The 25728-nt window shown below is 71.2% G+C and carries 25 protein-coding genes; 16 read left to right on the forward strand and 9 right to left on the reverse strand.

The annotated features are described in order from the left end of the window. Positions 1-62: 62 nt before the first annotated feature. From rhaS to ACYVC6_RS03680, 4 genes are read right to left on the reverse strand one after another with little or no spacing between them, the layout of a single operon-like run. On the reverse strand, positions 63-1103 hold the full coding sequence (rhaS, locus tag ACYVC6_RS03665; RefSeq protein ID WP_460711070.1) for a rhamnose ABC transporter substrate-binding protein: 1041 nt from the start codon (positions 1101-1103) through the stop codon (positions 63-65). Positions 1104-1126: 23 nt separating this feature from the next. Beyond that, the gene (locus tag ACYVC6_RS03670) at positions 1127-2197 is read right to left on the reverse strand and encodes an ABC transporter permease (protein WP_460711072.1); all 1071 of its coding nucleotides are present in this window, start codon (positions 2195-2197) and stop codon (positions 1127-1129) included. Further along, the gene (locus tag ACYVC6_RS03675) at positions 2194-3273 is read right to left on the reverse strand and encodes an ABC transporter permease (protein WP_460711074.1); all 1080 of its coding nucleotides are present in this window, start codon (positions 3271-3273) and stop codon (positions 2194-2196) included. The genes ACYVC6_RS03670 and ACYVC6_RS03675 overlap by 4 nt, the downstream gene beginning before the upstream one ends. Next, positions 3270-4790: a sugar ABC transporter ATP-binding protein gene (locus ACYVC6_RS03680; RefSeq protein WP_460711076.1), complete on the reverse strand. Its 1521-nt coding sequence runs from the start codon at positions 4788-4790 to the stop codon at positions 3270-3272. Before ACYVC6_RS03680 ends, ACYVC6_RS03675 begins: the two co-directional genes overlap by 4 nt. Before the next feature lie 185 nt (positions 4791-4975). Between ACYVC6_RS03680 and ACYVC6_RS03685 the strand changes: the two genes are divergently transcribed. Further along, entirely contained in the window at positions 4976-5998 is a 1023-nt protein-coding gene (locus ACYVC6_RS03685; protein ID WP_460711078.1) for a LacI family DNA-binding transcriptional regulator, read from the forward strand. 4 nt (positions 5999-6002) lie between these two features. Here the strand turns inward: ACYVC6_RS03685 and ACYVC6_RS03690 are convergent, their stop codons facing one another. Next, entirely contained in the window at positions 6003-6935 is a 933-nt protein-coding gene (locus ACYVC6_RS03690) for an MBL fold metallo-hydrolase (protein WP_460711080.1), read from the reverse strand. 74 nt (positions 6936-7009) lie between these two features. After that, on the reverse strand, positions 7010-7972 hold the full coding sequence (locus ACYVC6_RS03695; protein ID WP_460711082.1) for a LysR family transcriptional regulator: 963 nt from the start codon (positions 7970-7972) through the stop codon (positions 7010-7012). A 14-nt stretch (positions 7973-7986) separates the two neighbouring features. On the opposite strand from ACYVC6_RS03695, the gene ACYVC6_RS03700 reads away from it, so the two are divergent. Further along, positions 7987-8916, forward strand: a complete 930-nt coding sequence (locus ACYVC6_RS03700) for a LysR family transcriptional regulator (RefSeq protein WP_460711084.1) — start codon at positions 7987-7989, stop codon at positions 8914-8916. Here ACYVC6_RS03700 and ACYVC6_RS03705 read toward each other — a convergent pair. Both ACYVC6_RS03705 and ACYVC6_RS03710 read right to left on the reverse strand, forming a co-directional pair. Then, entirely contained in the window at positions 8913-10268 is a 1356-nt protein-coding gene (locus ACYVC6_RS03705) for an FAD-binding oxidoreductase (protein ID WP_460711086.1), read from the reverse strand. The genes ACYVC6_RS03700 and ACYVC6_RS03705 overlap by 4 nt on opposite strands. Then, entirely contained in the window at positions 10268-11401 is a 1134-nt protein-coding gene (locus ACYVC6_RS03710; RefSeq protein ID WP_460711088.1) for an FAD-dependent monooxygenase, read from the reverse strand. Before ACYVC6_RS03710 ends, ACYVC6_RS03705 begins: the two co-directional genes overlap by 1 nt. Positions 11402-11584: 183 nt before the next feature. Between ACYVC6_RS03710 and ACYVC6_RS03715 the strand changes: the two genes are divergently transcribed. The 7 genes from ACYVC6_RS03715 (at position 11585) to ACYVC6_RS03745 (ending at position 17221) form a co-directional block, all read left to right on the forward strand. After that, on the forward strand, positions 11585-11875 hold the full coding sequence (locus ACYVC6_RS03715) for a putative quinol monooxygenase (protein WP_460711090.1): 291 nt from the start codon (positions 11585-11587) through the stop codon (positions 11873-11875). Between the two features lie 5 nt (positions 11876-11880). Further along, a complete protein-coding gene (locus ACYVC6_RS03720) occupies positions 11881-12861 on the forward strand; it encodes a fumarylacetoacetate hydrolase family protein (protein ID WP_460711092.1) in 981 nt (326 codons plus the stop codon). Further along, complete coding sequence (locus tag ACYVC6_RS03725; RefSeq protein ID WP_460711094.1) at positions 12861-14243, forward strand: aldehyde dehydrogenase family protein; 1383 nt, start codon at positions 12861-12863, stop codon at positions 14241-14243. The genes ACYVC6_RS03720 and ACYVC6_RS03725 overlap by 1 nt, the downstream gene beginning before the upstream one ends. A gap of 10 nt (positions 14244-14253) precedes the next feature. After that, entirely contained in the window at positions 14254-14661 is a 408-nt protein-coding gene (locus tag ACYVC6_RS03730; protein WP_460711096.1) for a VOC family protein, read from the forward strand. Continuing rightward, positions 14658-15431, forward strand: a complete 774-nt coding sequence (locus ACYVC6_RS03735) for an SDR family NAD(P)-dependent oxidoreductase (protein ID WP_460711098.1) — start codon at positions 14658-14660, stop codon at positions 15429-15431. Before ACYVC6_RS03730 ends, ACYVC6_RS03735 begins: the two co-directional genes overlap by 4 nt. 75 nt (positions 15432-15506) lie before the next feature. Beyond that, positions 15507-16457, forward strand: a complete 951-nt coding sequence (locus tag ACYVC6_RS03740; protein ID WP_460711100.1) for a VOC family protein — start codon at positions 15507-15509, stop codon at positions 16455-16457. Between the two features lie 8 nt (positions 16458-16465). Continuing rightward, positions 16466-17221, forward strand: a complete 756-nt coding sequence (locus ACYVC6_RS03745; protein WP_460711102.1) for an SDR family NAD(P)-dependent oxidoreductase — start codon at positions 16466-16468, stop codon at positions 17219-17221. Here the strand turns inward: ACYVC6_RS03745 and ACYVC6_RS03750 are convergent. Then, positions 17146-17922: a GntR family transcriptional regulator gene (locus ACYVC6_RS03750; protein WP_460711104.1), complete on the reverse strand. Its 777-nt coding sequence runs from the start codon at positions 17920-17922 to the stop codon at positions 17146-17148. The genes ACYVC6_RS03745 and ACYVC6_RS03750 overlap by 76 nt on opposite strands. 86 nt (positions 17923-18008) lie before the next feature. Between ACYVC6_RS03750 and ACYVC6_RS03755 the strand changes: the two genes are divergently transcribed. From ACYVC6_RS03755 to ACYVC6_RS03785, 7 genes are all read left to right on the forward strand, one after another. After that, on the forward strand, positions 18009-18989 hold the full coding sequence (locus ACYVC6_RS03755; protein WP_460711106.1) for an ornithine cyclodeaminase family protein: 981 nt from the start codon (positions 18009-18011) through the stop codon (positions 18987-18989). A gap of 22 nt (positions 18990-19011) precedes the next feature. Further along, positions 19012-20031, forward strand: a complete 1020-nt coding sequence (locus ACYVC6_RS03760) for a dihydrodipicolinate synthase family protein (protein ID WP_460711108.1) — start codon at positions 19012-19014, stop codon at positions 20029-20031. 161 nt (positions 20032-20192) lie between these two features. Beyond that, positions 20193-21353 (forward strand): sugar ABC transporter substrate-binding protein, encoded by a 1161-nt coding sequence (locus tag ACYVC6_RS03765; RefSeq protein ID WP_460711110.1) that lies wholly within the window; start codon positions 20193-20195, stop codon positions 21351-21353. A 1-nt stretch (position 21354) separates the two neighbouring features. Next, positions 21355-22944: a sugar ABC transporter ATP-binding protein gene (locus ACYVC6_RS03770; RefSeq protein WP_460711111.1), complete on the forward strand. Its 1590-nt coding sequence runs from the start codon at positions 21355-21357 to the stop codon at positions 22942-22944. Between the two features lie 2 nt (positions 22945-22946). Next, positions 22947-24002 carry an ABC transporter permease gene (locus tag ACYVC6_RS03775; protein WP_460711112.1) on the forward strand — a complete coding sequence of 352 codons (1056 nt, stop codon included), beginning with the start codon at positions 22947-22949 and terminating at the stop codon, positions 24000-24002. Between the two features lie 26 nt (positions 24003-24028). Further along, the gene (locus ACYVC6_RS03780) at positions 24029-24784 is read left to right on the forward strand and encodes an SDR family NAD(P)-dependent oxidoreductase (protein WP_460711113.1); all 756 of its coding nucleotides are present in this window, start codon (positions 24029-24031) and stop codon (positions 24782-24784) included. Continuing rightward, positions 24781-25656: a fumarylacetoacetate hydrolase family protein gene (locus tag ACYVC6_RS03785; RefSeq protein ID WP_460711114.1), complete on the forward strand. Its 876-nt coding sequence runs from the start codon at positions 24781-24783 to the stop codon at positions 25654-25656. Before ACYVC6_RS03780 ends, ACYVC6_RS03785 begins: the two co-directional genes overlap by 4 nt. Positions 25657-25728: the final 72 nt, after the last annotated feature.

Here is a 25728-nt window from a genome sequence, read left to right on the forward strand (position 1 = left end):
CCCCGTCCGGCCGGCGGAGGAGGGTGCCGGCCGGACGGGTCGTCGCTCTCCGACCTGACGGATCAGAAGTCGAAGTCGCCGATGTTGTCCGCGGTGAAGGTGAACGGCTCACCGAGCAGCACCTCACCGTCGGCGCCGACCTCGAACTCACCGAGCTTGCCGGCCTCGAAGGTGTCGCCCTCCTCGCCCTTGATGTCGCCGTTGACCAGGGCCACCGCGGCGTACGTCGCGAGGTAGCCGAGGTCACCCGGGTTCCACAGTGCGAACGACGCGACGGTGCCGTCCTCGACGTAGGGACGCATCTGGTTGGGCGTGCCCAGGCCCGTCAGCGCGACCTTGCCCTTGTATTCGGACTCGGAGAGGTAGCGGGCCGCGGCCGCGATTCCCACCGTGGTCGGCGAGATGATCCCCTTGAGGTCGGGGTGGTTCTGGAGCAGGGCCTCGGTGGCGTCGAAGGACTTCTGGTCCTCGTCGTCGCCGTAGACCGTGTCGACGAGCGTGATGCCGGCGTAGTCGGGGTTGGACTCGAGCTCGGCCTCCATCATCTCGATCCAGGCGTTCTGGTTGGTCGCGTTGGCACTCGCGGACAGGATCGCGATCTCGCCCTCGCCGCCGATCTGCTCCGAGATCAGCTCCAGCTGCTTCTGGGCGATTCCCTCGGCGGTGGCCTGGTTGATGAACAGGTCGCGGCAGTCGGGGTTGGTGTCGGCGTCGAAGGTGACGACCTTGGTGCCGGCCGACTGGGCCTCGGCGACCGCGTCGCAGAGCGCGTCGGGGTCGTTGGCGGAGAGGAGCAGCGCGCTGACGCCCTGCTGGGCGGCCGTGTTGATGTAGGACACCTGAGCGTCCGGGCTCGCGGTGTCAGGGCCGACCTCCTCGAGGCTGGCGTCGAGCTCCTCCGCGGCTTCCTTGGCGCCGGTGGTGCTGGTGTCGAAGTAGGCGTTGCCCAGGTTCTTGGGCAGCATGGTGATGCTCAGGTCGCCGCCGCCGTCACCGCCGCCGTCACCGCCGTCGTCGCTGTCGTCACCACAGCCGGTGAGGGCCAAGGCAGCCGCGAGGGCGAGGGCGGCGAAGGACGCCGTCCGCCTCGAGTGTTGCTTCATCTGATCTACCTTTCGTTGTTTCCTCATACGCCGGCTGGTGCCGCGTGCTCGGGAGAGGTCGGTTCCGGGGAGCCCGGAGCCGGGGTACGTCGGGACCTGGCCGAGACCTGCGCCAGGACGCTGGTGGAGACGACCGAGAGCACCAGCAGGGCGCCGATGATGATGTTGGTGACGTTGACGGTCACGCCCTCGAGGCGCAGTGCGCTCGCGATCACGCCGATGAGCACCACTCCGGCGAGCACGCCGTGGAGGCGTCCGCGGCCGCCGAAGATCGACACCCCGCCGAGCAGCACCGCTGCGATCACCTGGAGCTCCAGGCCGCTGGCGTTGTCGCCGCGCGCGCTGCCGAAGCGGAGCGTGAAGTAGATGCCGGCCAGCGCGGACACGGCGCCCGACAGCACGAAGAGGATGAACTTGGTCCGAGCGACGTCGACACCGGTGAAGTGGGCGGCCTCGTCGTTGAGCCCGATGTCGTAGACACCGCGCCCGAAGGTCGAGAAGTGCAGGAGCAGCGTGAACACGAGGGCCAGCACGGCGAACGGGATCATGACCAGCGGGATGCTCGAAGTGCCGATCGTCCCAGTGGCGAGATCGGTCCAGGTGTCGGGGAACCCGGTCACGGCCTTGGTGCCGAGCAGTCCGACGGCGATGCCGCGGAAGAGCGCGAGGGTGCCGATGGTCACCGCCAGCGACGGCAGGCCGACGTAGGCGACGAGGAAGCCGTTGAGCACACCGCACAGCGTCCCGACGGCGAGGGCGACCAGCGCGGCCACGAGCATCGGGACGTCGTGCTCGTGCAGCACGCCGAGCAGCACGCTGCTCAGGCCGACCACGCTCGCGACCGACAGGTCGATCTCACCGGTGATGATGACCGCGGTCATGGGCAGGGCGATCAGCAGGATCGGCGCGATGTCCTGGAGCAGGAACTTGAGGGTCAGCGGGCCGTCGAAGTTGGGGACGTTGGCGAGCGAGTAGACGATGACCGCCACGGTCAGGGCGATCACCGCTGTCTCCCGGGTGAGCAGGAGCCGGCGCCAGGCGGGCTGGGCGTAGTCGGCGTACCTTGTGGTGGACCGCGTGGTGAACGTCGTCATGAGAGCTCCCTCGCCTCGGCGAGCTTGCGGGCCTGGCGCAGCGCGAGCACCCGGTCGAGGACGATCGCGCCGAGGATCAGGGCGCCGATCACGGCGCGCTGCCAGAAGTCCTCGATGCCGAGGCTGGGCAGGGCGCGGTTGATCGTGACGAGCAGGAACGCGCCGATGGCCGCGCCCCACACCGTCCCGCTCCCGCCGAAGATCGCCACCCCGCCGATGACGACGGCTGCCACCGCCTGCAGCTCGATGCCCGACCCGACGCTCGAGCTGACGGTGCCGTAGCGGGCGGTGTAGAGAACCCCGGCGAGACCGGCGAGCGCGCCGCTGAGGACGAACGCCGCGAGCAGCCGGCGCTTGACGCGCAGGCCGTAGAGCACGGCGGCGTCCGGGTCCGAGCCGAGGGCGTAGAGCTCGCGCCCGCCGCGTGCGGTGTGGAGGTAGTAGCCGACCGCGACCAGGACGACGACCGCGATCATGGTCAGCACCGGCACCGTGGCGTAGGCCTTCGTGCCCAGGGAGAGGAAGCCGGCGGGCATGTCGCCGGCGTTGATCCGGTCGCTGCCCGCCCAGGTGAGCATGATCCCGCGGTAGATGTAGAGCGTTCCGAGCGTGATGACGAGCGACGGGACGTTGAAGAACGCGACCAGCGCACCGTTGACCAGACCCAGCAGCGCACCGAGCAGGATGCAGGCCGCGAAGACCGCGACGACCGGGATCCCGGGCTGGTCGATGAAGAGCCGCCCGGTCAGGTAGGCCGAGAGCGCCATCACCGACCCGACCGAGAGGTCGACGTTCCGGGTGATGATCACGACCGCCTGCCCGACCGCCAGCAGCAGGAGCAGCGAGGGGTTGAGCAGGAAGTTGCGCCAGCCGTCGGAGCTGAAGAGGAAGCTGTCGTTCTTGGCCGTGGCCACGACGGTGACGGCGACCAGCACCAGGAGGATCGACAACTCGCGCGACCTCACCACGGTGGTGAACGCACGGCGTCCCGCCGACATCGAGCTCGGCTCGACCAGGAGCGCCTCACCGACCGTGACGTCGGTGCCGTCGGCGTGCTTGAGGTCGGTGCTGTTCACCGGGCCGCCTCCCCAGTAGGCGCATGGGTGGCTGCGTGCATGACCGTCTCGGGCGTCGCCTCGGCGCGGTCGAGGTCGGCGCTGATCCGCCCTTCGCAGACGACCAGGACGCGGTCGGCCATGCCGAGGACCTCGGGCAGCTCGGAGGAGATCATCAGGATCCCGAGTCCCTGGCCGGCGAGCTCGGAGAGCAGTCGGTGGACCTCGGCCTTGGTCCCCACGTCGATGCCACGGGTCGGCTCGTCGATGATCAGGAGCTTGGGGTTCGTGGCCAGCCACTTGGCCAGGACGACCTTCTGCTGGTTGCCGCCGCTCATGGTGTTCGCCGCCATGTCCAGGGCGCTGGTCTTGACCGCCAGCCGGGAGGCCCACGGCGCCGCGGCCCGGTTCTCCATGGCCGCCGTGACCAGGCCGGCCTTCGCCAGGCCCTTGCGGATGACGCCCCCGACGTTGCGAGCGACGGAGGCGTCGACGACGAGGCCCTGCTTGCGCCGGTCCTCGGGGACGTAGGCCATGCCGGCGTCGATCGCGGCCCGGGGCGAGGACTTCGGCACCGGGCGACCGTCAAGGTGGACCGAGCCCGAGGTGTAGCCGTCGACCCCGAAGACCGCCCTCGCGATCTCGCTGCGGCCGGCGCCCACGAGGCCGGCGAGACCGACGATCTCGCCGGCGCGGACCTGGAAGCTGATGTCGTGGAAGTTGCCGGGCGACTGCAGGTCCTCGACCTCGAGGAGGACGTCTCCGATCGGGGCCGGCGTCTTCGGGAAGAGGTCGGCCACCTCCCGCCCGACCATCAGCGACACGAGCTGGTCGACGGTGGTGTCCGCGATGGCCTGTGTGGAGACGTAGTCACCGTCGCGCATCACCGTGACCGTGTCGCACAGCGTGAAGACCTCGTCGAAGCGGTGGGAGATGAACACCAGGGCGCGTCCCTCGTCGCGCAGGCTGCGGGCCATCGCGAACAGGCGCTCGACCTCCACCCCGCTGAGCGCCGCGGTCGGCTCGTCCATGACGAGGAGGCTCGCGTCGAGGGAGATCGCCTTGGCGATCTCGATGATCTGCTGGTCGGCTATGGAGAGCCCGCGGGCCGGCCGGCGCGGGTCGAGGCTGACGCCGAGCCGGGCGAAGAGCGCCGAGGCCTCGGCGTACATGGCGCTCCGGTCGATGCGGCGGCCGGCGCGCAGGGGCTGGCGGCCCATGAAGATGTTCTCGGTGACCGACAGGTCGGGGAACAGCGTCGGCTCCTGGTAGATCACCGCGATGCCGGCCGACTTGGACTCCGCGGTCGAGCCGAAGTCGACGTCCTCGCCCTGGAACCGGAACGTGCCGGCGTCGCGGCGGTGCACGCCGGCCACGATCTTGACCAGCGTGGACTTCCCCGCGCCGTTCTCGCCGACCAGCGCGTGGATCGAGCCGGCCCGGACGCTGAGGCTGCCCGAGCGCAGGGCCCGGACGGCGCCGAAGGACTTCTGCACGCCCACCAGCTCGACCACCGGGGTCGCGGGGGAGCTGGGCATGTCTTCGTCCTCGGATTGAAAGGTTTCACTTCTTGCGGAGGACCGTAGGTGACTGCCATCACAGTGTCAACCCCCAGGTGACATGCAGTGTCATCACCCTTGACGACGGCACCAGGTCAGCGGACCCACTACGGTGTGACCAACGTTTCAACGCCTGAGTGGACGGCTGAGTGGGAGGAGTGCCAATGGCGAACGGCGCGCGCTCCTCCTCGGTCAAGGACGTCGCCGCGCTGGCGGGCGTCTCGCTCGGCACCGTCTCCAACGTTCTCAACCGCCCGGAGCGGGTCAGTGCCAGCACCCGGGACCGGGTGGAGAAGGCGATGGCCGAGCTTGGCTTCGTGCGCAACGAGTCGGCGCGCCAGCTGCGGGCCGGGACCAGCCGGACGCTCGCCTACGTGATGCTCGACGCCGGCAACCCGTTCTTCACCGACGTCGCACACGGCATCGAGGTTGCGGCGGAGGCCGTCGACCTGTCGGTGGTGCTGTGCAACAGCAACCAGCGGACCGAGCGGGAGGTCGCCCACCTCGACCTGCTCCAGCAGCAGCGCGTCCAGGGCATCCTGGTCACGCCGGTCGACCCCGACTCGGCGAAGCTCGACGAGGTACGCCGGCGCGGCACGCCGGTCGTGATCGTCGACCGCACCCGCTCCGACCGGTCCTTCTGCTCGGTCTCCGTCGACGACCTGCTCGGCGGTCGGCTCGCCGCCGAGCACCTCATCGACCGCGGCCACCGACGAGTGGCGTTCGTCGGCGGACCGCTCACCCTCGGTCAGGTGCGCGAGCGGCTCCAGGGAGCCAGGGATGCGTGGGCCGATGCGGGGCTGCCGGCGGAGGACCTCGTCTTCGTGGAGACGGAGTCACTGGACGTCGCCAGTGGGCGCGAGGCCGGGGCCCGGCTGTCCGGGCTGCCGGGCGGGCGCCGTCCCACAGCGGCCTTCTGCGGCAACGACCTCACGGCGCTCGGCCTGCTGCAGCACGCCATCGGCACCGGCGTCCAGGTGCCCGAGCAGCTCGCGATCGTGGGCTACGACGACATCGAGTTCGCGGCCGCCGCCGCCGTCCCGCTCACCTCGGTCCGCCAGCCACGCCGCGAGCTCGGCCGCGCCGCCGCCGAGCTCGTGCTCGACGAGTCAGCCAACCCCGAGCACGAGCACCGGCAGGTGCTGTTCACCCCCGAGCTGGTGGCGCGCGAGTCGACCCGGTCGTGAGCGCTCAGGCGTGGCAGGCGATCGGGCCGCCGTGGAAGGCGACCATGTCCGGCCACACCTGGGGGACGGTCAGCGGCGCCCAGTTGTCCGGGTCGTCGATCTCCGCGTAGGCGCGGGTGAGGTTGCCGACGAAGCGCTCGGTCTCCGCCCAGCTGGAGTAGGCATTGTCGCGGTGTTTGTGCGCGGCCTCGAGCGGCGTGAGCCCGGCGGCGTGCGACTCGGCGGCCACATGCTCGACGAAGGCGAGGTAGTCGTCCATGCCGGAGAGCAGGGCGGCCACCTCCTCGCCACGGCAGACCGGGCCGTGGCCCGGCGCCAGCACCTCGGGCGCGAGCTCCTGCATCTGCGCGATCGCGCTGCGGAAACCGGCGACGGACCCCTCGAGCACGAAGGGCTGCCCGCCGTTGAACCCGAGGTCGCCGCTGAACAGCACCTTGTGCTCGGGCAGCCACACGAGCACGTCGTTCGTCGTGTGCGCCGGGACGCCGACGTGGAGCAGCTCGACGGTCCGGTCGCGCAGGTGCAGGGTCATCCGTTCCGAGAAGGTGATCTCCGGCGGGCGCAGCACCAGGTCGCCGTAGTCCGGCGCGGTGATGACCCTGGTCGCCTCGAGCCCGGCCTCCACCACCTTCTCGCGGCACTTGTCGTGGCCGATGACCAGCGTCTCCGCGGGCAGGAACCCGTTGCCGTAGGTGTGGTCGGGGTGGTGGTGGGTGTTCACGACGGCGTACGGCGCGCCGGTGCTGACCTTGGCCACCTCGGCCAGGACGGCCCGGTTGCGGCGCTCCGTCGAGGTCGTGTCGACCAGCACGGCCGCGCCGGCGTCGTCGACGACGACTCCGCAGTTGTTGACCATCCAGCCGCCGTCGGGCTGGACGTAGGCATGCACGCCGGGCGCCAGCTGCTCGACGTACGGCGTGCCGTCGTCCCACGTCATGGCACCAGTCAGCCGCACGGGGGCCGGGACGACAAGGGCCGTGGCCATCGTCGAGGACGATCCCTGACATCCGCTCAGCCGCGCGCGTCCTCCAGGGTGATGGCGACGTCGTAGAGAAGGTGGCGCAGCCAGACGACCGCGGGCTCGTTCTCACGGCGGGGGTGCCAGTGCGCGGCCTCGGTGATGGTGATCGGGTCGAGCGGCGTGGTGGCGATCACCAGGTCGAGCACGTCGAGGCAGCGCCGTGCCAGCCGGGAAGGCACGAACGCGCACATGTCGGTGCCGGAGACGGCGAAGGGGAGCGTCAGCAGACTTGCGACCCGGACCAGCACGACCCGGTCGTGGACGCCCTTCGCATCCAGCTCGACCTCGAGCGGGCGGCGCCGCTCACCCGCCGCGGCGAACTCGGCCACCGCGTGCGGCATGTGCTGCAGGTCGTCGAGGGTGAGCGCGCCGTCCTTCAGGCGAGGGTGGTCCCGCGCGACCAGGCAGGCCAGCTCGTCGGTGAAGACCGGCTGCAGCCGCCCTGGGAAGTCGAACCCGAGGGGGCCGACGATGAGGTCCCGGCGCATGAGCTGCGCCTCGAACTCGTCGGGCCGTACGTCGTAGGGGTCGAGGGCGACCGTGCAGCCGGGGGCCTGCTCGGCGAGCGCGTTGATGAGCGGCTCGGCGAGCACGGTCATGGCGTACTCGGACATGCTGACGGTGAAGCGCTTGGTGCTGCTGCCCGGGTCGAAGGCACGCTGGGTGCCGAGCAGGGCCTCCGCGGCCTCCACCGCCTCGGCAACGACCGGCCGGATCTGCTCGGCCAGCGGGGTCAGCTCGAAGCCGCGACCCGAGCGGACCAGGAGCTCGTCGTCGAAGTGCTTGCGGAGCCGGGCCAGGGCACCGCTCATCGCCGGCTGGCTCATCGTCATCCGCTCGCCGGCGTGGGTGAGGTTGCGCTCCTCGAGGAGGGCGTGGAGCGAGAGCAGGAGGTTCGCGTCGACCTCGCGCAGCCGTTCCTTCAGGACTCCTCCTCGAGTGACCGCCGTCACTCTAGTGTGACCGCATGGCGCTGGGAGGGACGGACCTCAACCTGCTGCTGCCGCTCAAGGTGCTGCTCGAGGAGGGCAACGTGACCCGGGCCGGGCAACGGCTCGAGCTGAGCCAGCCGGCGATGAGCGCGGCGCTGGCGCGGCTGCGGCGGCGGTTCGACGACGAGCTCCTCGTCCGGGCCGGGCGCGACTACGAGCTGACGCCGTTCGCCCGCGACCTGCTGCCCGAGGTCCAGCACGCGCTGCGCCTGATGGGCTCCGCGCTGCACCTCGAGGACGAGTTCGACCCGGCGACGTCGTCGCGCACCTTCCGGCTCGCGATGAGCGACTACGCCATCGCGGTCGTGCACGAACCGCTGGTGCGCCTGGTTGAGGCCGAGGCGCCCGGCGTGCGGCTCTCGATCGGGCACCTGGGGCCGTACGTCACGACGTCGTCGACGGCGCTGGTCGAGCACGACGCCCTGATCGCGCCGATGGGCTACGGCTTCCCCGGTGAGTCGCGACCGCTGTGGCGGGACCGGATGGTCGTCATCGCCGACCGCTCCAACCCGCGCCTGGCGGGAGGCCGGCTCACCCGGGAGGACCTCACCGTGCTGCCGCACGCCGCAGCGTCCTTCGGGCCGGGCGTGCTGACGCCTGTGGACCGGGCCTTCGGAGAGCTGGGGATCGACCGGCGCATCGCGCTGACCGTCTACGGCTTCCTGCCGCTGCCGTTCGTCATCGAGGGCACCGACATGGTCGCCGTCGTGCCGGAGCTGCTGGCCCGGATGCAGGTGCGCGACGACAGCCCGCTGGTGGTGGTCGAACCGCCGTTCGGCGAGATCGTGCTGGCCGAGGGCTACTGGTTCGACCACGACCGGCTCTCCGACCCGGCGCACCGCTGGCTGTTCGGCCGGCTGGACGCCGTGCGCGACGAGCTGACCGGCGCGGGGGCCACTCCCTAGTCCCAGTGGTTGCGGTTCGTCGGCCCGTCGGCACCCGCGAGATAGCCCACGAACAGGACATCGGGGTCACGGGCCGCGCGGATCGACTCGAACCTCGCCCACGCCTCGTCGGACATGAACCGCACCTGACGGCGGGACAGGTCGCTGTCCCCGAGGTACTGGCCCACGGTGACCGGCTGCAGGTCGGCCATCGCGCCGTCGAGCCACGCGACGCAGCGCTCGTCGTCCTCCGGCGCCTCCCACACGACGTACGACGCCAGGTAGATCTCCGACTGCAGCGAGAAGGCCATGTCGGGCAGCGGGCGCAGCGGCGCCATCGAGAACCAGATGGTGAACGACTTGTCGGTGGGCAGGGTGGTGTAGGCGCGCCGCATCGCCGGCACCACGGACGACGCGGGACCGCTGAGCCAGGCGTTGTCCACCGCCCAGCGGTGGCCCTCCGGGTTGTCGGCGAGCTGTCGCTCGCGCTGCTCGCCGAGCGTGGTCGGGACGGCGTCGAGCACCAGCAGCGCCCGGTCGATGGCGGGGGACCGTCGGAACGGCGCCAGGGCCGTGGAGGCCTCGGCCGCTGACGGGACCAGGGCGAGGGCGGTGACCAGCAGGACCGGGGTGGGCGCCAGGGTCGGGTCGGTCTTGGTGAGCGCCACGATCTCGACGGTGTCGGCGACCGAGGCGTGCGTCTCGTGCAGCCAGGTCATCACCTCGTCGAAGTCGTCGAGGGCGTAGGCGTGCACGGTCTGGGCGACATGACCCGGCCGGGGGAGCGTGCGCAGGTGGAACCGGGTGACGACGCCGGGGAAGCCCGGCCCCGCCCCGCGGGCCGCCCAGAAGAGGTCGCTGTTCTCGGTGGCGGAGGCGCGCACCAGCTCGCCGGCAGCGGTGACGACGTCGACGGCCTCGACGTACTCGGCCGCCCAGCCCAGGCCGCGGGCGTTCCAGCCCTGGCCGCCCTGCAGCAGGAAGCCGCCGATGCCCACCGTGGGGCAGTGACCGCCGGGGAAGAACCGGCCTCGCGACTCCAGGAAGGGGGAGAGGTCGGCACCGCCCTTGGTCGCCGGACCGGCGGAGACGATCCCGCTCTGCTCGTCGTAGGAGATGTCCTGCAAGGCGCCGAGGTCGATCACCAGGGCGTCGTCGCGCACCGACCACTGCGCCCAGCTGTGCCCGCCCGACCGGACCGCCACCTGCCAGCCGCGCTCCCGCGCCAGGCGGACGGCGGCCACGACCTCCGCCTCGGTCTCGGGCCGGACGACCGCGGCCGGCCGCCGGCCGGTCAGCCGCCGGTTGAAGACCCGGGCGAACCGGGCCTCCTCGAACCCTGCCTCCCCGCGCCCCACCAGCGGCAGGGCCATCAGGCCGGTTCCACCAGCGCGTGCAGCGTCTGGCCCATGACCCGGCCCGGGTCGGCGCCCGGTGTGTCCGGGTGGATCTCCCACTCGGCGAGGGTCAGGCTGGCGTCGAGCACCATGCTGACCCGCGGGAACCGACGCTCCATGAACCCGGGCAGCACGTCCTCCACCTTGTCGCCGGAGGTGAGCATCTCGGCAAGGATCACGGCGTCCTCGGCGCACATCGCCGCCCCCTGCGCGACCAGCGGGGGACATGCGTGCGCCGCGTCGCCGATGATGATCGTCCGGCCGCGGTACCACGGTGAGTCGACGCGGATCGCCTCGATCCACTGGTAGTTCACGATCGCGTCGTCGGCGAGGCTGTCGCGGACCTGGCCCCAGATGCCGCCGTAGCCCTGGCCGCGCTCCTTGAGCAGGGCGCCGTTGGGGCCCTCGCCGACGAAGGAGCGGTCGAGGTTCTCCTCGAGGAGGAACGCGTAGCAGAGGTCCTCGGAGATGGGGGTGTAGCCGGCCTTGTACTTCGGGCCGCCGTAGTACATCTCGGAGCAGTCCATCTCGGCCGGTCGCTCGGCGACGGTGCGCCAGATCCCCATGCCCACCGGCTCCGGCTCGGCCTCGATGCCGATCATGGCGCGGACCTTGGACCGGATGCCGTCGGCACCGACCAGGAGGTCGACCGTCTCGGTGCTGCCGTCGGACAGGGTCGCGACGACGCAGTCACCGCGGTCGTCGATGTCGGTGACCGTCGTCTCGAGCCGTACGTCGACCCCGGCGGCGGCCACCTCCTCGGCGAGGATGTCGGCGATGTCGCCGCGGACCGCGCCCATCGTGCCGGGCAGGTCCGGACCCCCCATCGGGGGCGTCGGGATCTCGGCGATGACGTGCCCGTCTGCGGTCTTGAGCCGCAGGTGGCTGAACGGGAAGCCCCGCTCGGCGAGGCGGTCGTAGATGCCGACCGCCCGGAACGCCTTGAGGGCATTGCCCTGCAGGGTGATGCCGTGCCCGACCCCGCCGAGGGTGCGCCGCAGGTCGACGAGCACGACCTCGACACCCCTTTGGGCCAGGGCGAGGGACAGGACACCGCCGGCGATACCGCCGCCGACGACGAGGACTCGGCTGACCTGGGACTCGGGCATGAGGGACTCCTTGACGACTGTGTGCGGTCGGTCACAGGAAACTCTCCCGACGGCTGCGCCGGAACCCTGGTCGCCGTGATGCCAGCCATCGGCGTCCGCTCTTTCCCGCCCGCGCGGACCCGGGCCTAGCGTGAGTGAGCCGCTCGCCCGCCCCCCACCGGAACCCCAGCACGAGGAGCATCCATGGCCTACGTCGTCTGCGCGACCTGGACCGCCCAGCCGGGCAAGGAGGACGTCGTCCGCGACGCGATCGCCAAGCTCACCCCGCCCTCGCGCGAGGAGCTGGGCAACCGCTTCTACCAGGCCTACCAGGACCCCGCCGAGCCCGGGATCTTCCGGCTCTTCGAGATCTACGACGACGAGGAGGCCTACGCCGCGCACGGCGCTTCTGCGCACTTCGAGGAGTACGCCCTCCAGCAGGCGATCCCGGTGCTGGCCGACCGCGAGCGCGCGTTCTTCGAGACGATCGGCTGATCCAGGTGAAGCTGGCCGCCTTCCGGCGTACCGACGAGCCGGTCGGGACCCGCCGAACCGGGCTCGTCGTGGGTGACGGCCCGAGCTGGTGGGTCCACCCGTTCCCCGACGGCACCGACCTGGTCGCGCTGCTCGCCGCGGACCCGGCGGATCGCGAGGAGGCGGCCGACGTCGCCGCCCAGGGCGACGGCTTCACCTCCGACCAGGTGGTCCTGCTGCCGCCGGTCTACCCCGTCGCGATGCGTGACTTCCTCACCTTCGAGGCCCACGTCGAGGGGATGGAGCGCGGGCAGGGCAACCCTGGCCCGCCGCCGGAGTGGTACCAGGCCCCCGCCTTCCTGTTCATGGCCCCGCACGCGGTGACCGGCCCCTACGACGACGTCGCGATGCCGCCCGGCACCGAGCGGCTCGACTTCGAGCTCGAGATCGCAGCGGTCGTGTGCCGCGACGTCCGCAACGTGACCCCGGAGGAGGCCGGTGCCGCCATCGGCGGCTACTGCGTGATGAACGACTGGTCGGCACGCGACGTCCAGGGCAAGGAGATGAAGCTCAGGCTCGGTCCGTCCAAGGGCAAGGACTTCGCCACCACGATCGGCCCCTGGGTCGTCACGGCCGACGAGCTCGACGGCTGCCGGGACGCCGATGGCTTCCTCGACGTCGAGATGACCGTCAAGGTCAACGGCGAGCGGGTGGGCGGTGACCGGTCGGGCCACATGGGGTGGACCTTCGAGGAGCTGGTCTCCCACGCCTCCCGCGCCTCCTGGGTCAAGGCCGGCGAGGTGCTCGCGTCCGGTACGTGTGCGAGTGGGTCGCTCGCGGAGTCGTGGGGGCGCACCGGAACCCTGACCCCGCCACCGCTCCAGGTCGGCGACGTGGTCGAGATGACGATCGAGCGGCTCGGCACCATCCGCAACACCGTCGTCGTCGACACCGAGACCGTGCCCCCCGTGCCGGCCGCGCGGCGCAGAGTCGTGGAAGCGGTCTGATGTCCGGCCCGACCATCACGACGGTCGACCCCGCCACCGGGGCCGACCTGGCCACGTACGACGCACACGGCGAGGCCGAGGTCGATGCCGTCCTGGCGGCCGCCGACGCGGCGTACCGCTCCTGGTCGACGCGACCGCTGGCTGAGCGAACAGACCTGATGCGCGCGGTCGGCAAGCTGCTGACCGAGCGCCGGGAGGAGTACGCCGCGCTGATCACCGCCGAGATGGGCAAGCCGCTCACCGAGGCGCTGGCCGAGGTCGACAAGTGCGCGTGGAACTGCGAGGTGGTCGCGGACTCGGCGGCGGGCTGGCTGGCCGACCACGAGCTCGCGTCCGCGGCCTCGCGCTCGTGGGTGTCCTACGAGCCGCTCGGCGTCGTCTTCGCCGTGATGCCCTGGAACTACCCGTTCTGGCAGGTGCTGCGCTTCGCGTGCGCCGCGTTGGTCGCCGGCAACGCAGGCGTGCTCAAGCACTCGCCGAACGTGACCGGCTCCGCGCTGGCGATCGCCGCGCTGTTCGAGGACGCCGGTGCGCCGGACGGTCTCTTCGGTGTCGTCGTGCTCGCGGACTCGCAGCTGGGCGAGATGACCCCGCGGATCATCGGCGACCCACGCGTGGCCGCCGTCACCCTGACCGGCTCCGAGCGAGCCGGCGAGGCCGTGGGCGCCGCGGCGGGGCGGTTCCTCAAGAAGGCGGTGCTGGAGCTCGGTGGCTCCGACCCCTTCGTCGTCCTCGACGACGCCGACCTGGTCGCCGCCGCGAACGCCGCGGTGAAGTCGCGCTTCGGCAACGCCGGGCAGAGCTGCATCGCCGCCAAACGCTTCATCGTGGCGGGGTCGGTGGCCGACGAGTTCGTCTCGCTGTTCGTCGAGCGGGTCGGGGCGCTGGTCGTCGGCTCGCCGACCGATCCCGTGACGACGGTCGGGCCGATGGCCCGCGACGACCTGCGCGACGGACTCGCCGCGCAGGTGTCCGCGTCGGTCGACCAGGGCGCGGTCCTGGTCTGCGGCGGGTCCGCGGTCGACGCACCCGGCTTCTACTTCGAGCCGACCGTGCTCGACCACGTCGTGCCGGGGATGACCGCGTTCGTCGAGGAGACCTTCGGCCCGGTGGCCTCGATCGTCCGGGCCCGGGACGACGACGAGGCAATCCGACTGGCCAACGACACCGAATACGGCCTGGGTGCTTCGGTCTGGGGGGATGCGGAGCACGCCTTGGCCGTGGGTCGGAGGATCAGGTCCGGAGCGTTGTTCGTCAACGCGATGGTCGCCTCCGACCCACGGCTGCCGTTCGGCGGCGTCGGCCGCTCCGGCTACGGCCGCGAGCTCTCGGCCGAGGGGACCCGCGAGTTCACGAACGTCAGAACGATGTTCGTCGGATGAGGTTCGCGGGATGAGGTTCGACCACGTGGGCCTCAACGTCGCCGACCTGCCGGCGATGACGCGCTGGTACTGCTCGGCCTTCGACCTGAGGGTCGAGCTCGAGTTCGCCCTGGACCACGTCGACTTCTCCGGAGTCATGCTGCGCTCGCCCGACGGCTGGCGTCTCGAGCTGTTGCACCGACCCGGCTCGGTCGCGGGTCTCCAGGCCAAGGACCCGGTCGACGCCGCCCTGACCCGGGGCTTCGGGCACTTTGCCCTGGACGTCGCCGACGTCGACGCGGCGTACGCCGCCCTGGTCACGGCTGGGGCCTCCGACCGGATGTCCCCACGGCCCTCGCCCGAGCCCGGCGTCCGGATGGCCTACGTCGCCGACCCGGAGGGCAACCTCGTCGAGCTGCTCGACCGGAGCCGTGCATGACCGGCCGTCTCGCCGGCAAGATCGCACTCATCACCGGTGTCGGTGGCGGCATCGGTGTCGTCGCGGCGTCGATGTTCGCGGCCGAGGGGGCACGGGTCGTGGGATGCGACCTGTCCGCCGCAGGGGCGGCGGCCACCGAGGCCGCGGTGCGTGCCGAGGGCGGCGAGATCACCTGCATGGGTGGCGTGGACCTCGGGGACGCCGACGCCGCCCGCGCCTGGGTGGACGCGGCGGTGGCGACGTACGGCGGCATCGACGTCCTCTACAACAACGCGTCCGCGCAGCGGTTCGGCGCCATCGACGAGCTCAGCGTCGAGGAGTGGGACTTCACGATGCGCAACGAGCTGAGCCTCGTCTACTACACGGTGCGGGCCGCGTGGCCGCACCTCAAGGCGCACGGCGGTGGCTCGATCATCAACGTCGGCTCGATCGCGGCGCTGCGCGGCGTGGAGTTCATGCCGCAGAACGCGCACTCGACGGCGAAGGGCGGCGTGCTGTCGTTGACGTTGCAGCTCGTCGTCGAGGGTGGGCCGCACGGCATCCGCGCCAACGCGATCAGCCCGGGCCTGGTCGAGACCCCCAACACCACACCGATGCTGGCCGACCCGTCCGAGCGGATGCGGAGGGTCGTCCTCGACCGGATTCCGCTCGGCCGGCACGGCCAGGCTGCGGACGTGGTGAACGCGGCGATCTTCCTGGCCTCCGACGAGTCGTCGTGGGTCAGCGGCACCAACATCGTCGTGGACGGCGGCGGGTCGGTCCTCGGCTGACCGCCGATGCCGTGGATGGCTGGCATCACACCTGGCGCGTTCCAGGTAGGGCGGATCCTTCGTAGCGTCGCGAGCATGAGCAGCCACCTCAACGAGCACGGCATCACCCACCTACGCCACGTGGACCTCGCCGTCACCGACTACGAGACCCAGCGCGCGTTCTACCGCGACACCTGGGGCCTCACCGAGCAGGGGACCGACTCCGGTCTCTCCTACTTCGCGGCCGAGGGCTCGCCCGAGCAGTACGTCGTCCGGCTGCGCAAGTCCGAGGAGAAGCGGCTCGACCTGGTGGCGTTCGGGGCCGAGAGCCCGGAGGCCGTCGATGCGCTGGCCGCCAGGCTCGGCCGCGAGGGCGTCCAGATCGTCAGCGAGCCCGACAAGCTCCAGTCCGCCGGTGGCGGCTACGGCTTCCGCTTCTTCGACATCGACGGTCGCACGGTCGAGATCAGCGCCGACGTCGAGACCCGGCAGCACCGGGCGATCGAGGAGGGCGAGGCCATCCCGGTCCGGATCTCGCACGCGGTGATGAACTCGAACGACGTCAACGCCACCCGCGACTTCTATGTCGACACCCTCGGCTTCAAGCTGTCCGACAGCCTCTGGAGCGAGCACATGGGCGAGCTGATGCACTTCCTGCGCTGCAACGACTGGCATCACAGCCTGGCGATCGCCCAGGGTCCGCACCCCTCGGTCCACCACGTGTCGTTCGAGATGCGCGGGCTCGACGAATACATGCGCGGCACCGGGCGGGTGATGCGTGCCGGGATCAAGAAGATCTGGGGGCCGGGCCGCCACAACGCCGGCAACAACACGTTCTCCTACTTCCTGGACCCGAGCGGCAACACGATGGAGTACACGACCGAGCTCCAGAAGATCGAGACCGACCCGTGGCACCCCTCGGTCTACGACATCGCCGACCCGATGACCCAGGACGTCTGGGGCACCGCCGACCCGATGTCGGAGATCATCGCCAGGGAGAGCTTCAACGACCCGGACCGGGGCCTCTTCGTCGCGCCACCGGTCTGAGGCCGGAGATGACCGCGCCGTCCGGAGGTCGCCTGGCCGGCCGGGTCGCCCTGATCACCGGGACCGCCGGAGGGCAGGGCGCGGTCGCGGCCGAGCTCTTCGCCGCCGAGGGTGCCACCGTCGTCGGCTGCGACGTCAAGGAAGCCCCGGGGGTGGCCCGCGTCGACCTCACCGACGAGGACGCGGTCCGGCAGTGGGTCGATCGCGCCGCCGAGGAGCACGGGCGCATCGACATCCTCTACGCCAATGCGGGTGCGACCCGCTTCCACCCACTCGAGGAGGTCACCGCCCAGGAGTGGGACTTCGTGCTCCGCCACGAGCTCGACGTCGTCTTCTACCCGGTCAAGCACGCCTGGCGGCATCTCAAAGCGTCCGCGGACGCTGCCGTCGTCCTGGTGGGCTCGACCGCCGGCATGAGGGGCTCGATGACCAACGGCAGGGTGGCCCACACAGTCACCAAGGCCGGCGTCATCGCACTGACCCAGCAGCTGGCGGCCGAGGGCGCGCCGTACGGGATCCGGGTCAACTGCGTGAGTCCAGGGATGATCGAGACGCCGGCGACCCGCGGTGACCTGCTGGCCCAGGACCATCCCATGCGAGCGATCGCCGCGGCGATACCGCTCGGCCGAATTGGCCGGGCGGAGGAGGCGGTGCGGTGCGCGCTCTTCCTCGCTTCCGACGAGGCGTCCTACGTGACCGGGGCCAACCTCGTCGTGGACGGTGGTTGGTCCGCGGTGCTCCCCGGGGGTGGAGTGGTCGCGTGACCCTCGCCGGGCGACCCTGCGCTGGTCGCCACAGCGATCTCCAGAACTGATCCCGCCGTGGGTGTGTACCCCTCCGGCATCATCATCAGGAAGGCGCCCAGGATGTGCTCGCGGGTGGCGGCGACGGCCTCCTCGACGTCGCCGGCACCGCATGCCGCCAGGATCCCGGCGTGGTCGTCCAGCGCCCGGCCCTGGCGTACGTCGAAGTGCAGGCGCATCCGCTCGGCCCGCCCCGACAGCTCGCTCAGCAGCCGGACCAAGGTCGGAGACCCGGCGGCCCTGTAGAGCGTGAGGTGGAACTCCCGGTTGAGCTCGGCGAACCCTCGCTGCGCGTCGGGTCCCGCGATCACGGTCTCGAGCTCGCGGTGGAGATCGCGCATACGCGCCAGGTCTGCTGCCTGCAGCCGCGGGACCGCCGCCCGGACCGCGAGGGTCTCGAGGTGGATGCGCAGCGCCGCGACCTCCTCGGCCGCCGCCTCGTCCACGGCGGTGACGACGACCCCACGGTAGGGCTGCCGCTCGACCAGACCCTGGGCATCGAGCCGGAGGATCGCCTCCCTGACCGGGGTCCGGCTTACCCCCAGCGACCCGGCGATCTCAGTGGAGTCGACCCGGTCCCCGGGGGCCAGGTCGCCCGTGATGATGCGCTCGTGCAGCCGGTCGAACACCTCGTCGGCCATCCGTCGGTGGATCCCGGCCATGTCCCGCACCTCCCCAGCCGTCGCTGATGCCAGGCATGCGCCCTGGCCGGCTTCCCGAACAAGAATATCCAATGTCCAATATGCTCATGACGAGGGTGCTGGACGACGAGACGGTGCGCGAGGTCTTCGAGTGGAGCCTGGCCGTCGCCGCCATCCGGGAGGCCTATGCGGCAGACCCGGACGACGCCCGCTTCCCGGGCCGGACGATGGCTCGGGGCGACCACGGCTGGCTGCGCACGCTGAGCGGGGTTCCAGCGGAGCCAGGGCTGATGGGCCTCAAGCTCATCGCGGCCGCACCGGGTGCCGGGCGGGTGTCCTACCTGATCACGCTGTTCGACCAGCGCACCGCGGAGCTCGTCGCCATCCTCGACGGGCACTCGGTCACCGGGTTCCGCACCGCGGCGACCTCGGCCCTGGTGGCCGACGCGTTGGGCGGCCCGGGTCCGCTCAGCGTCGCGGTCATCGGCTCGGGCTTCGAGGCGAGGAACCACGTGCGGGCCCTCGCCGCGATCCGCGACCTCGAGGCGGTGCAGGCCTACAGCCCCCGGAGCGAGAGCCGTGCCGGGTTCGTCGCCGACCTCGCCGACCTGCCGGTGCCGATCACCGCTGCCGAGTCCGCTGAGTCCGCGGTCGAGGCCGCGTCACTGGTCATCTGCGCTGCCCGGTCCCGCGACGAGACCCCGACGCTCCGTGGCGCCTGGCTGCGCCCGGGCGCCACCGTCGTCTCGGTCGGCTCGACCCTCCCCGAGCAGCGCGAGGTCGACGCCGACGTCCTGGCGCGTGCGGACTTCGTGGTCGCCGATGCCCGTGACGAGGTCCTGGACGACACGGGCGACCTGATCGCGGCACGAGACGCCGGCGTCGACGTCGCCGCCAAGACGGTCTCGCTCGCCGACCTGGTGGGCGGGCGGCATCCCGGACGCACCCACAGCGAGCAGATCGCGCTCTACAAGTCGGTCGGATCCGCGGTCCAGGACCTTGCGGTCGCGGCCATGTGCGCGCGGAACGCCGAACGCCTCGGCCTGGGGGCGCGGCTCCCAGTGGACATCCACCCCCAGCAGAAGTGACCCGACCACGAGAGGCGTGACCATGCCCACCTACACCCGGACCGAGGCCCGCGACTGGGCCCGCGAGAAGCTCGTGGGCGCCGTGAGCTGCACGATCCCGTCGTTCACCAGTGACCTACGGGGGCTCAACGAGGTGGCCGTGCGCCACGACGTACGCCTCGCCAAGCAGCACGGCTTCCTCGGGACCCTCGGGGTGTCCGAGGTGAGCATCACGCTGCCGGAGTACCTCGACTTCCTGCGGATCATGCGCGACGAGGCCGGCGACGACCTCGTGGTCGTGCATCACGGCAGCTGGAGCGACCTCGAGCAGAACATCGAGGCCGTGCAAGGCGCGGAGAGAGCAGGTGCCGAGCTGGTGCTGCTCTCCTACCCACCGAACTTCTACCCGGAGACCGAGCAGGAGATCTACGACTACACGAAGGCCGTGTGCGACGCCACGGACCTGGCCGTCATCCTGTTCCCGATGTTCCTGTGGGGCTTCAGCTCCCGCATCCATCCCTCCGACATTCCGGCCCGGCTGGTCCGACGGCTCCTCGACGACTGCCCGAACATCGCGGTGATCAAGGCAGAGGGAGGCTTCCCCGGCATCCAGGGCGTGATCGAGTGCCACCGCCTGTTCGGCGACGAGGTGGTCATCTCCGTGCCCATCGAGAGCGAGCTCATCCCGCTCGGTCAGGTCATGCCGATCCAGCTGTCCGCGACGAGCGACCACGAGTACTACGGCCCGACCATCCCTCGCGTGATGGAGCTGCTCAGGACGGGGCAGTACGACGCGGCCACGGAGATCTACTGGCAGCTGCACCCGGCCCGCAAGATCAAGGCGAGCCTGTCGCCCGCGCTCCACGGAGGGGCGTTCATCAACCGACAGGCGTGGAAGTTCCAGGGCTGGCTGCAGGGCTACAACGGCGGCCCGCTGCGGCTGCCCACGCAACGCATCCACGACGCCCAGATGGCCGCCCTGCGCAAGGGTCTCGTGGACGCCGGACTCGAACCGACGCCGGATCCGTTCCGCGAGTTCTTCGTCGGTCGCAACCCCGGATGAGTCCTGGGCAGGCACGAGCCCCCATTGGGTCGGCGAATGCCTGCCATCCGCACGCGGCCCGTTCCGGGTGGCCTCCCGCGATGTCACCCTCGCACGGTGGTGATCGGGCTCACATCAGCAACATCCAGGCGGCAAGGCCGCCACACACGAAGGAGCTACGCATGAGCAGGAAGTCGACGCCGGGCCGCACGTCCCTGGCACTGGTGGGGGTCGCGCTGGTCGCGCTCTTCGCCGCCGGGTGCTCGGAGGGCACCGCGGACGGGGACAGCGCCGTCCAGGACGCCACGAGCGACACCGCCAAGGAGGCCCTGGAGGCGGCGTTCGCGGGAACGACCGGCACGACGCCGACCACGCCGACCACGCCCAAGCCCGGCGTGAACCTCTGGGTCGTCTCGTGCGGCCAGCAGGTGCCGTCCTGCGCCACGCCCACCGCGGCGGCCGTCGAGGCGGCCGAGCTCGTCGGCTGGACCGCGAAGACCTGCGACGGTCAGCTCAACCCGGACGGCTGGGGCAACTGCGTCCGGCAGGCGACCAGTGCCGGTGCGGAGGTGATCATCCCGATCGGCATCGACTGCCCGGCGATCCAGCAGCCGTTCGAGGAGGCCAAGCAGGCCGGCGTCCAGGTGATCGGCGGCGGCGGCGCCGACTGCGACTCCGTCGGCGGCGAGAAGCTGTGGGCCAGCGAGCGGCTCCAGCTCGAGGGCCTCTCGGTCAAGGACTACTGGGCGCAGGCCGGCGCCACGGCCGCCGACTACCTGATCGGCTCGACCGACGCGGCGGCCAAGGTGCTCGAGGTCAAGTTCACCGACCCGCTCTGGGGCCCGTGGCTCTCCGAGGGCTTCAACACCGAGCTCGCCACCTGCGAGGACTGCGAGGTGGTCGACACCCTGGAGCTCGCCAACAACGACTTCGTCAGCGGCACCGCCACCGACAAGTTCGCGTCCGCGCTGCAGAAGGCCACCGAGGCAAACGCCGTCTACGTGCCCGTCGGCGGCTGGATGCCGACCGGTTTCGCCCAGGCCGTCGTCGCCTCCGGCCGGCAGGCGGACCTGGTGGTCGCGTCCGGCTTCGGTGACGCTGCCAACATGGAGCTGGTCCGGACCGACGCAGGACAGAACGGCGTGCTGGGCTACGCGACCGAGTGGGGTGCCTGGGGCTCGGTCGACACGGCCATTCGGGTGCTGAACGGCGAGGAGCCGGTCGTCGAGGGAGACGGCTTCCAAATGGTCGACGCCGACAACAATCTCCCCGCCGAGGGCGGGGACTACCAGGGCAACGTCGACTTCAAGTCCGAGTACAAGGCGCTGTGGGGCGTCAGCTGACATGACCCTGCTGCCCGGCTCGGTGTCACCCGTCACGGGGAGCGTCCCGGCGCTCTCCGTGGCGGGTCTCACCAAGCGCTTCGGCGCGACCCTGGCCCTCGACGACGCCTCGCTGGCGGTGCGACCCGGCACCGTGCACGCACTGCTCGGGGGCAACGGCTCGGGCAAGAGCACCGCGATCAAGGTGCTCGCCGGGGTCCACCAGGCCGACGCCGGCCGGGTGCAGGTCGCCGGTCGCGACCAGGACCTCGCCTCCTGGACGGCGGCCGACGCCCGGGAGGCCGGGCTGCGCTTCGTGCACCAGGACCTCGGCCTGTTCGAGGGCCTGTCGATCGCGGAGAACTTCGCGTTCGACGCGGGCTACCCGACCCGGGCCGGCTCGGCGATCCGTTGGGGGTCGCTGCACGCCCGGGTGCGGGATGTGCTCGAGGACTACGAGCTCGACGTCGACCCCCGGACGCCGATCAACGAGCTCCGGCCGGCCGACCGCACCATGGTCGCGATCGCCCGGGCGCTCCAGGACGCCGGCTCGGGCGGGCGCCCGGCGGCTGCGGACGAAGGCCTCGTGCTCGTCCTCGACGAGCCGACCGCGTCGCTGGCCCAGCACGAGTCCGCGCTGCTGCTCGCCAAGCTGCGCCGCCGGGCCGAGCTCGGGCAGACCGTGCTGATGGTGTCGCACCGGATGACCGAGGTGCTCGAGGTCGCCCACGACTTCACGGTCTTCCGCGACGGCCGCACCGTCTCGACGCTCGTCGAGGCGAGCCCCACCGAGGACGAGCTCGTCGAGCTGATGGCCGGCCGCGCCGTCAACGCGCTGCGCCCGGTCGGCGACACGACCGCCACTTCGCGCGAGCGGCTCCGCGTGCGCGGCCTGGCCGGCGGGCCGTTGCGCGGCGTAGACCTCGAGGCCCGGATGGGCGAGATCGTCGGGATCGCGGGGCTCGTCGGCTCCGGTCGTTCGACCCTGCTGCGCATGCTCTTCGGTGACCGGCAGCCCGATGCCGGCGAGGTCACCCTCAACGGGCGGCGCTACCGGCCGCATGGCGTCGCCGACGCAATGGTCGCGGGGGTCGCCTACGTGCCCGAGGACCGCGGACGGGAAGCGGCGTTCCCCGATCTCGCCATCACCGACAACCTGTCGGTGACCCACCTGCGCAGCTACTGGGGGATACGTGGCATGAACCGGCGCCGGGAGAGCGACGTGGGTCGCCGGCTGATGGCCGACTTCAAAGTCAAGGCCGCCGGTCCTTCGGCCCTCTTCTCCTCCATGTCGGGCGGCAACCAGCAGAAGGTGGTGCTGGCGCGCTGGCTGCAGCGAGACCCCGCCCTGCTGCTGCTCGACGAGCCGACACAAGGAGTGGACGTGATGTCGAGGGTCGACATCTACGCCACGATCCGCGAGGCGGCGCGCCGCGGCAGCGCCGTCCTCGTCGCCTCCTCCGACGCCAGCGAGCTGCTGGCCCTCTGCGACCGGATCGTGATCCTGCGCGAGGGCCGGGCCGACGAGGAGCTCGACGCCGACGGTCTCGATCCCGACGTACTGACCCGCAAGCTGCTCCGGTCGACCGGTGCCCAGCAGGAGGAACGATGAGCGTGAGCACTGACAACCAGCCACTCCCCGCTCCGCCCGAGGTCGAGGAGCACGCCCCACACCGGGTGGAGCCCGTGCACGTGCCGGTCGAGCAACGGATCCCGCTGCTCGGGCTGGCCGAGCGCTACGCGCTGCTGCTGCTCACCGCGGGCATCTGTCTCTACTTCTCGGTCTCGCCGAAGAGCGGTGACATCTTCGCGTCCCTCTCGAACGTCAACGTCGTGCTGGGCGGCCAGACCGCGGTCCTGATGATCGCGATCGCCGCGGTCTTCCCCCTGGTCGCCGGCCACATCGACTTCTCCCTCGGCGCCACCACGGCCGCCTCGATGGTGCTGGCCGCCGGACTGATGGCGCGCCACGACATGCCGCTGTCCGTGTGCGTCATCGCCTGCCTCGCCATGGGTGCACTGGTCGGGCTGGTCAACGGAGTCGCGGTCACGGTGTTCGGGATGAACCCGTTCGTCACGACACTCGGGGTCGCGACCCTGCTCGGCGGGATCATCCTCTGGTACACCGGCGGGCAGACCATCTTCCAGGGCATCTCGCCGGACCTGCGGATCTTCGGCTCCTCGAAGATCGCCGGCCTGCCCCAGGTGACGGCCGTGGTCGCGGTCGTAGCGCTGGTCGCGTGGTACGTCCTGTCGCACACGCCCTACGGTCGCTCGCTCTACGCGGTCGGCTCCAACCCCGTCTCCGCGCGGCTCGTCGGCCTGCGCGTCGGGCGCAACGTGCTGCTGGCGTTCGTCATCGCCGGCACCATCGCCGGTGCCGCCGGAGTCCTGCAGCTGTCCCGCACGGGCTCGGCGACCGCGGACTCCGGGACGGCGCTGCTGTTCCCGGCGCTGGCTGCGGTCTTCCTCGGCGCCACGGCGATCCGGCCCGGCTTCTTCAACGTCGTCGGCACGGTGATCGGCGCGCTCTTCGTGTCCTTCTCGGTCTCCGGACTGACCCTCTCGGGTGCCGACTCGTGGGTCTCGCCGGTCTTCAACGGCATCGCACTCCTCATCGCGGTCGGCCTGTCGACCTGGCTGGGCGCCCGGCGCCGTTCGCGTCAGTGACGGCCGAACCCGGAGAGGACATCGACGTGGGAAGGCTGGACGGCAAGGTCGTCGTCGTCACCGGCGCCGCGCGTGGACAGGGCGCGGCCGAGGTCGACGCGCTGGCCGCTGCCGGGGCTCAGGTCGTGGCGACGGACGTGCTCGACTTCGCGGCGCCTGCTGCCGCAGGAGTGACGCAGCGTCGCCTCGACGTCACTTCGGAGTCGGACTGGGCCGCGCTCGCCGGGTGGCTGGAGGAGCAGCACGGCCGGGTCGATGCGCTGGTCAACAACGCCGGGGTCGCCGCCCGAGAGCGGCTACCCGACGTGAGCGTGGAGACCTGGCGCCGCACCTTCGAGATCAACGTGACCGGTCCGTTGCTGGGCATCCAGGCCCTGGTCCCGCTGATGCCGCGGGGTTCCTCGATCGTCAACATCTGCTCGGTCGCGGCGATGTCCGGACACGCGGCGGCGGCCTACACCTCGAGCAAGTGGGCGCTGCGCGGTCTGACCCGGTCCGCCTCGCTCGAGCTGGGGGAGCGGGGGATCCGGGTCAACGCGGTGATGCCCGGCCTGGTCGACACCCCGCTGATGGCGGACGCGTCGCCGGCGTTCACCGACGCGGCGCTGGCCGAGATCCCGCTGGGGCGGGTCGGCGTGCCCGCGGACATCGCGCCCACGATCGTGTTCCTCGTGTCCGACGACTCCGCCTACTACAACGGCGCCGAGATCGTCATCGACGGAGGCCTGACCGCGCACGTCTCGCACAAGCGCATCGCCGACGCGACCCGTCCTCCCGCATGAGGCTCGCCACGCTGCGCCAGGGGGCGGCCGTGCTCGAGGGCGACGCGGCCTACTTGCTGCCGCTCTCGGTCCTGCAGATGGTCGAGCTCGGACTGGAGCGCGCCTTGGAGGTCGGTGCCGATGCGGTCCGCAACGAGCCGGTCCCGTTCGCGGAGTCGGACCTGCTGCTGCCCTACAAGCCACCGAGCATCCGCGACTTCGTGACCTTCGAGTCCCACGTCGAGGGCGTGCGCCGCTCCATCGACAACGCCACCGGCGTCCCGGAGGCGTGGTACGACGCGCCGCACTTCTACTTCACCAACCCGCACGCGCTCTACGGACCGGGCGAGGCGATCCCACGGCCGGCCTCGTGCCGGGCTCTCGACTTCGAGATGGAAGTCGCCGTCGTCGTCGGCGCCGACTGCCGCTCAGTCACGGAGGAGGAGGCCGAGACGGCGATCTTCGGTTACACCATCGTCAACGACTGGTCCGCTCGCGACCTCCAGGCGCGTGAGATGCAGGTCGGGCTGGGCCCGGCCAAGGGCAAGGACTTCGCGACCTCGATCGGCCCCACGATCGTCACCGCCGACGAGTTGCCTTCGCTGGACCTGGAGTGCCGGGCGTACGTCAACGCCGAGCTCGTCGGTCGCGACCGGCTGTCGTCGATGGGCTGGTCGTTCGCGCAGATGATCAGCCACGCCTCGCGCGACTCCCTGGTGGTCGCCGGCGACCTGTTGGCCTCCGGTACGACCGGTGGCGGTGGCTGCCTGGCCGAGCTCTGGGGTCGGAACGGCTCCCGGACTCCGCCGCCGCTCGAACCGGGCGACGTCGTCCGGTTGGAGGTCGAGGGGCTCGGGGCCCTGTCCGGACGGGTCAGTCCGACGGTCAGCTGAGCTGCCTCTCGAAGCCGCGACGGCAGGGGTGTGGAAGACCCGCGGCGGCCGGACCCTCAGTGTCGGTGGTCT

The sequence above is a fragment of the Nocardioides dilutus genome (genome assembly GCF_054779555.1).

Bases quoted from the DNA above. Each gene is read 5' to 3' on its own strand.
- rhaS (WP_460711070.1), bottom strand. From the start codon at position 1,103: ATGAAGCAACACTCGAGGCGGACGGCGTCCTTCGCCGCCCTCGCCCTC.
- ACYVC6_RS03670 (WP_460711072.1), bottom strand. From the start codon at position 2,197: ATGACGACGTTCACCACGCGGTCCACCACAAGGTACGCCGACTACGCC.
- ACYVC6_RS03680 (WP_460711076.1), bottom strand. From the start codon at position 4,790: ATGCCCAGCTCCCCCGCGACCCCGGTGGTCGAGCTGGTGGGCGTGCAG.
- ACYVC6_RS03685 (WP_460711078.1), top strand. From the start codon at position 4,976: ATGGCGAACGGCGCGCGCTCCTCCTCGGTCAAGGACGTCGCCGCGCTG.
- ACYVC6_RS03690 (WP_460711080.1), bottom strand. From the start codon at position 6,935: ATGACGTGGGACGACGGCACGCCGTACGTCGAGCAGCTGGCGCCCGGC.
- ACYVC6_RS03700 (WP_460711084.1), top strand. From the start codon at position 7,987: ATGGCGCTGGGAGGGACGGACCTCAACCTGCTGCTGCCGCTCAAGGTG.
- ACYVC6_RS03705 (WP_460711086.1), bottom strand. From the start codon at position 10,268: ATGGCCCTGCCGCTGGTGGGGCGCGGGGAGGCAGGGTTCGAGGAGGCC.
- ACYVC6_RS03710 (WP_460711088.1), bottom strand. From the start codon at position 11,401: ATGCCCGAGTCCCAGGTCAGCCGAGTCCTCGTCGTCGGCGGCGGTATC.
- ACYVC6_RS03715 (WP_460711090.1), top strand. From the start codon at position 11,585: ATGGCCTACGTCGTCTGCGCGACCTGGACCGCCCAGCCGGGCAAGGAG.
- ACYVC6_RS03725 (WP_460711094.1), top strand. From the start codon at position 12,861: ATGTCCGGCCCGACCATCACGACGGTCGACCCCGCCACCGGGGCCGAC.
- ACYVC6_RS03730 (WP_460711096.1), top strand. From the start codon at position 14,254: ATGAGGTTCGACCACGTGGGCCTCAACGTCGCCGACCTGCCGGCGATG.
- ACYVC6_RS03735 (WP_460711098.1), top strand. From the start codon at position 14,658: ATGACCGGCCGTCTCGCCGGCAAGATCGCACTCATCACCGGTGTCGGT.
- ACYVC6_RS03740 (WP_460711100.1), top strand. From the start codon at position 15,507: ATGAGCAGCCACCTCAACGAGCACGGCATCACCCACCTACGCCACGTG.
- ACYVC6_RS03745 (WP_460711102.1), top strand. From the start codon at position 16,466: ATGACCGCGCCGTCCGGAGGTCGCCTGGCCGGCCGGGTCGCCCTGATC.
- ACYVC6_RS03750 (WP_460711104.1), bottom strand. From the start codon at position 17,922: ATGGCCGGGATCCACCGACGGATGGCCGACGAGGTGTTCGACCGGCTG.
- ACYVC6_RS03755 (WP_460711106.1), top strand. From the start codon at position 18,009: ATGACGAGGGTGCTGGACGACGAGACGGTGCGCGAGGTCTTCGAGTGG.
- ACYVC6_RS03760 (WP_460711108.1), top strand. From the start codon at position 19,012: ATGCCCACCTACACCCGGACCGAGGCCCGCGACTGGGCCCGCGAGAAG.
- ACYVC6_RS03765 (WP_460711110.1), top strand. From the start codon at position 20,193: ATGAGCAGGAAGTCGACGCCGGGCCGCACGTCCCTGGCACTGGTGGGG.
- ACYVC6_RS03770 (WP_460711111.1), top strand. From the start codon at position 21,355: ATGACCCTGCTGCCCGGCTCGGTGTCACCCGTCACGGGGAGCGTCCCG.
- ACYVC6_RS03785 (WP_460711114.1), top strand. From the start codon at position 24,781: ATGAGGCTCGCCACGCTGCGCCAGGGGGCGGCCGTGCTCGAGGGCGAC.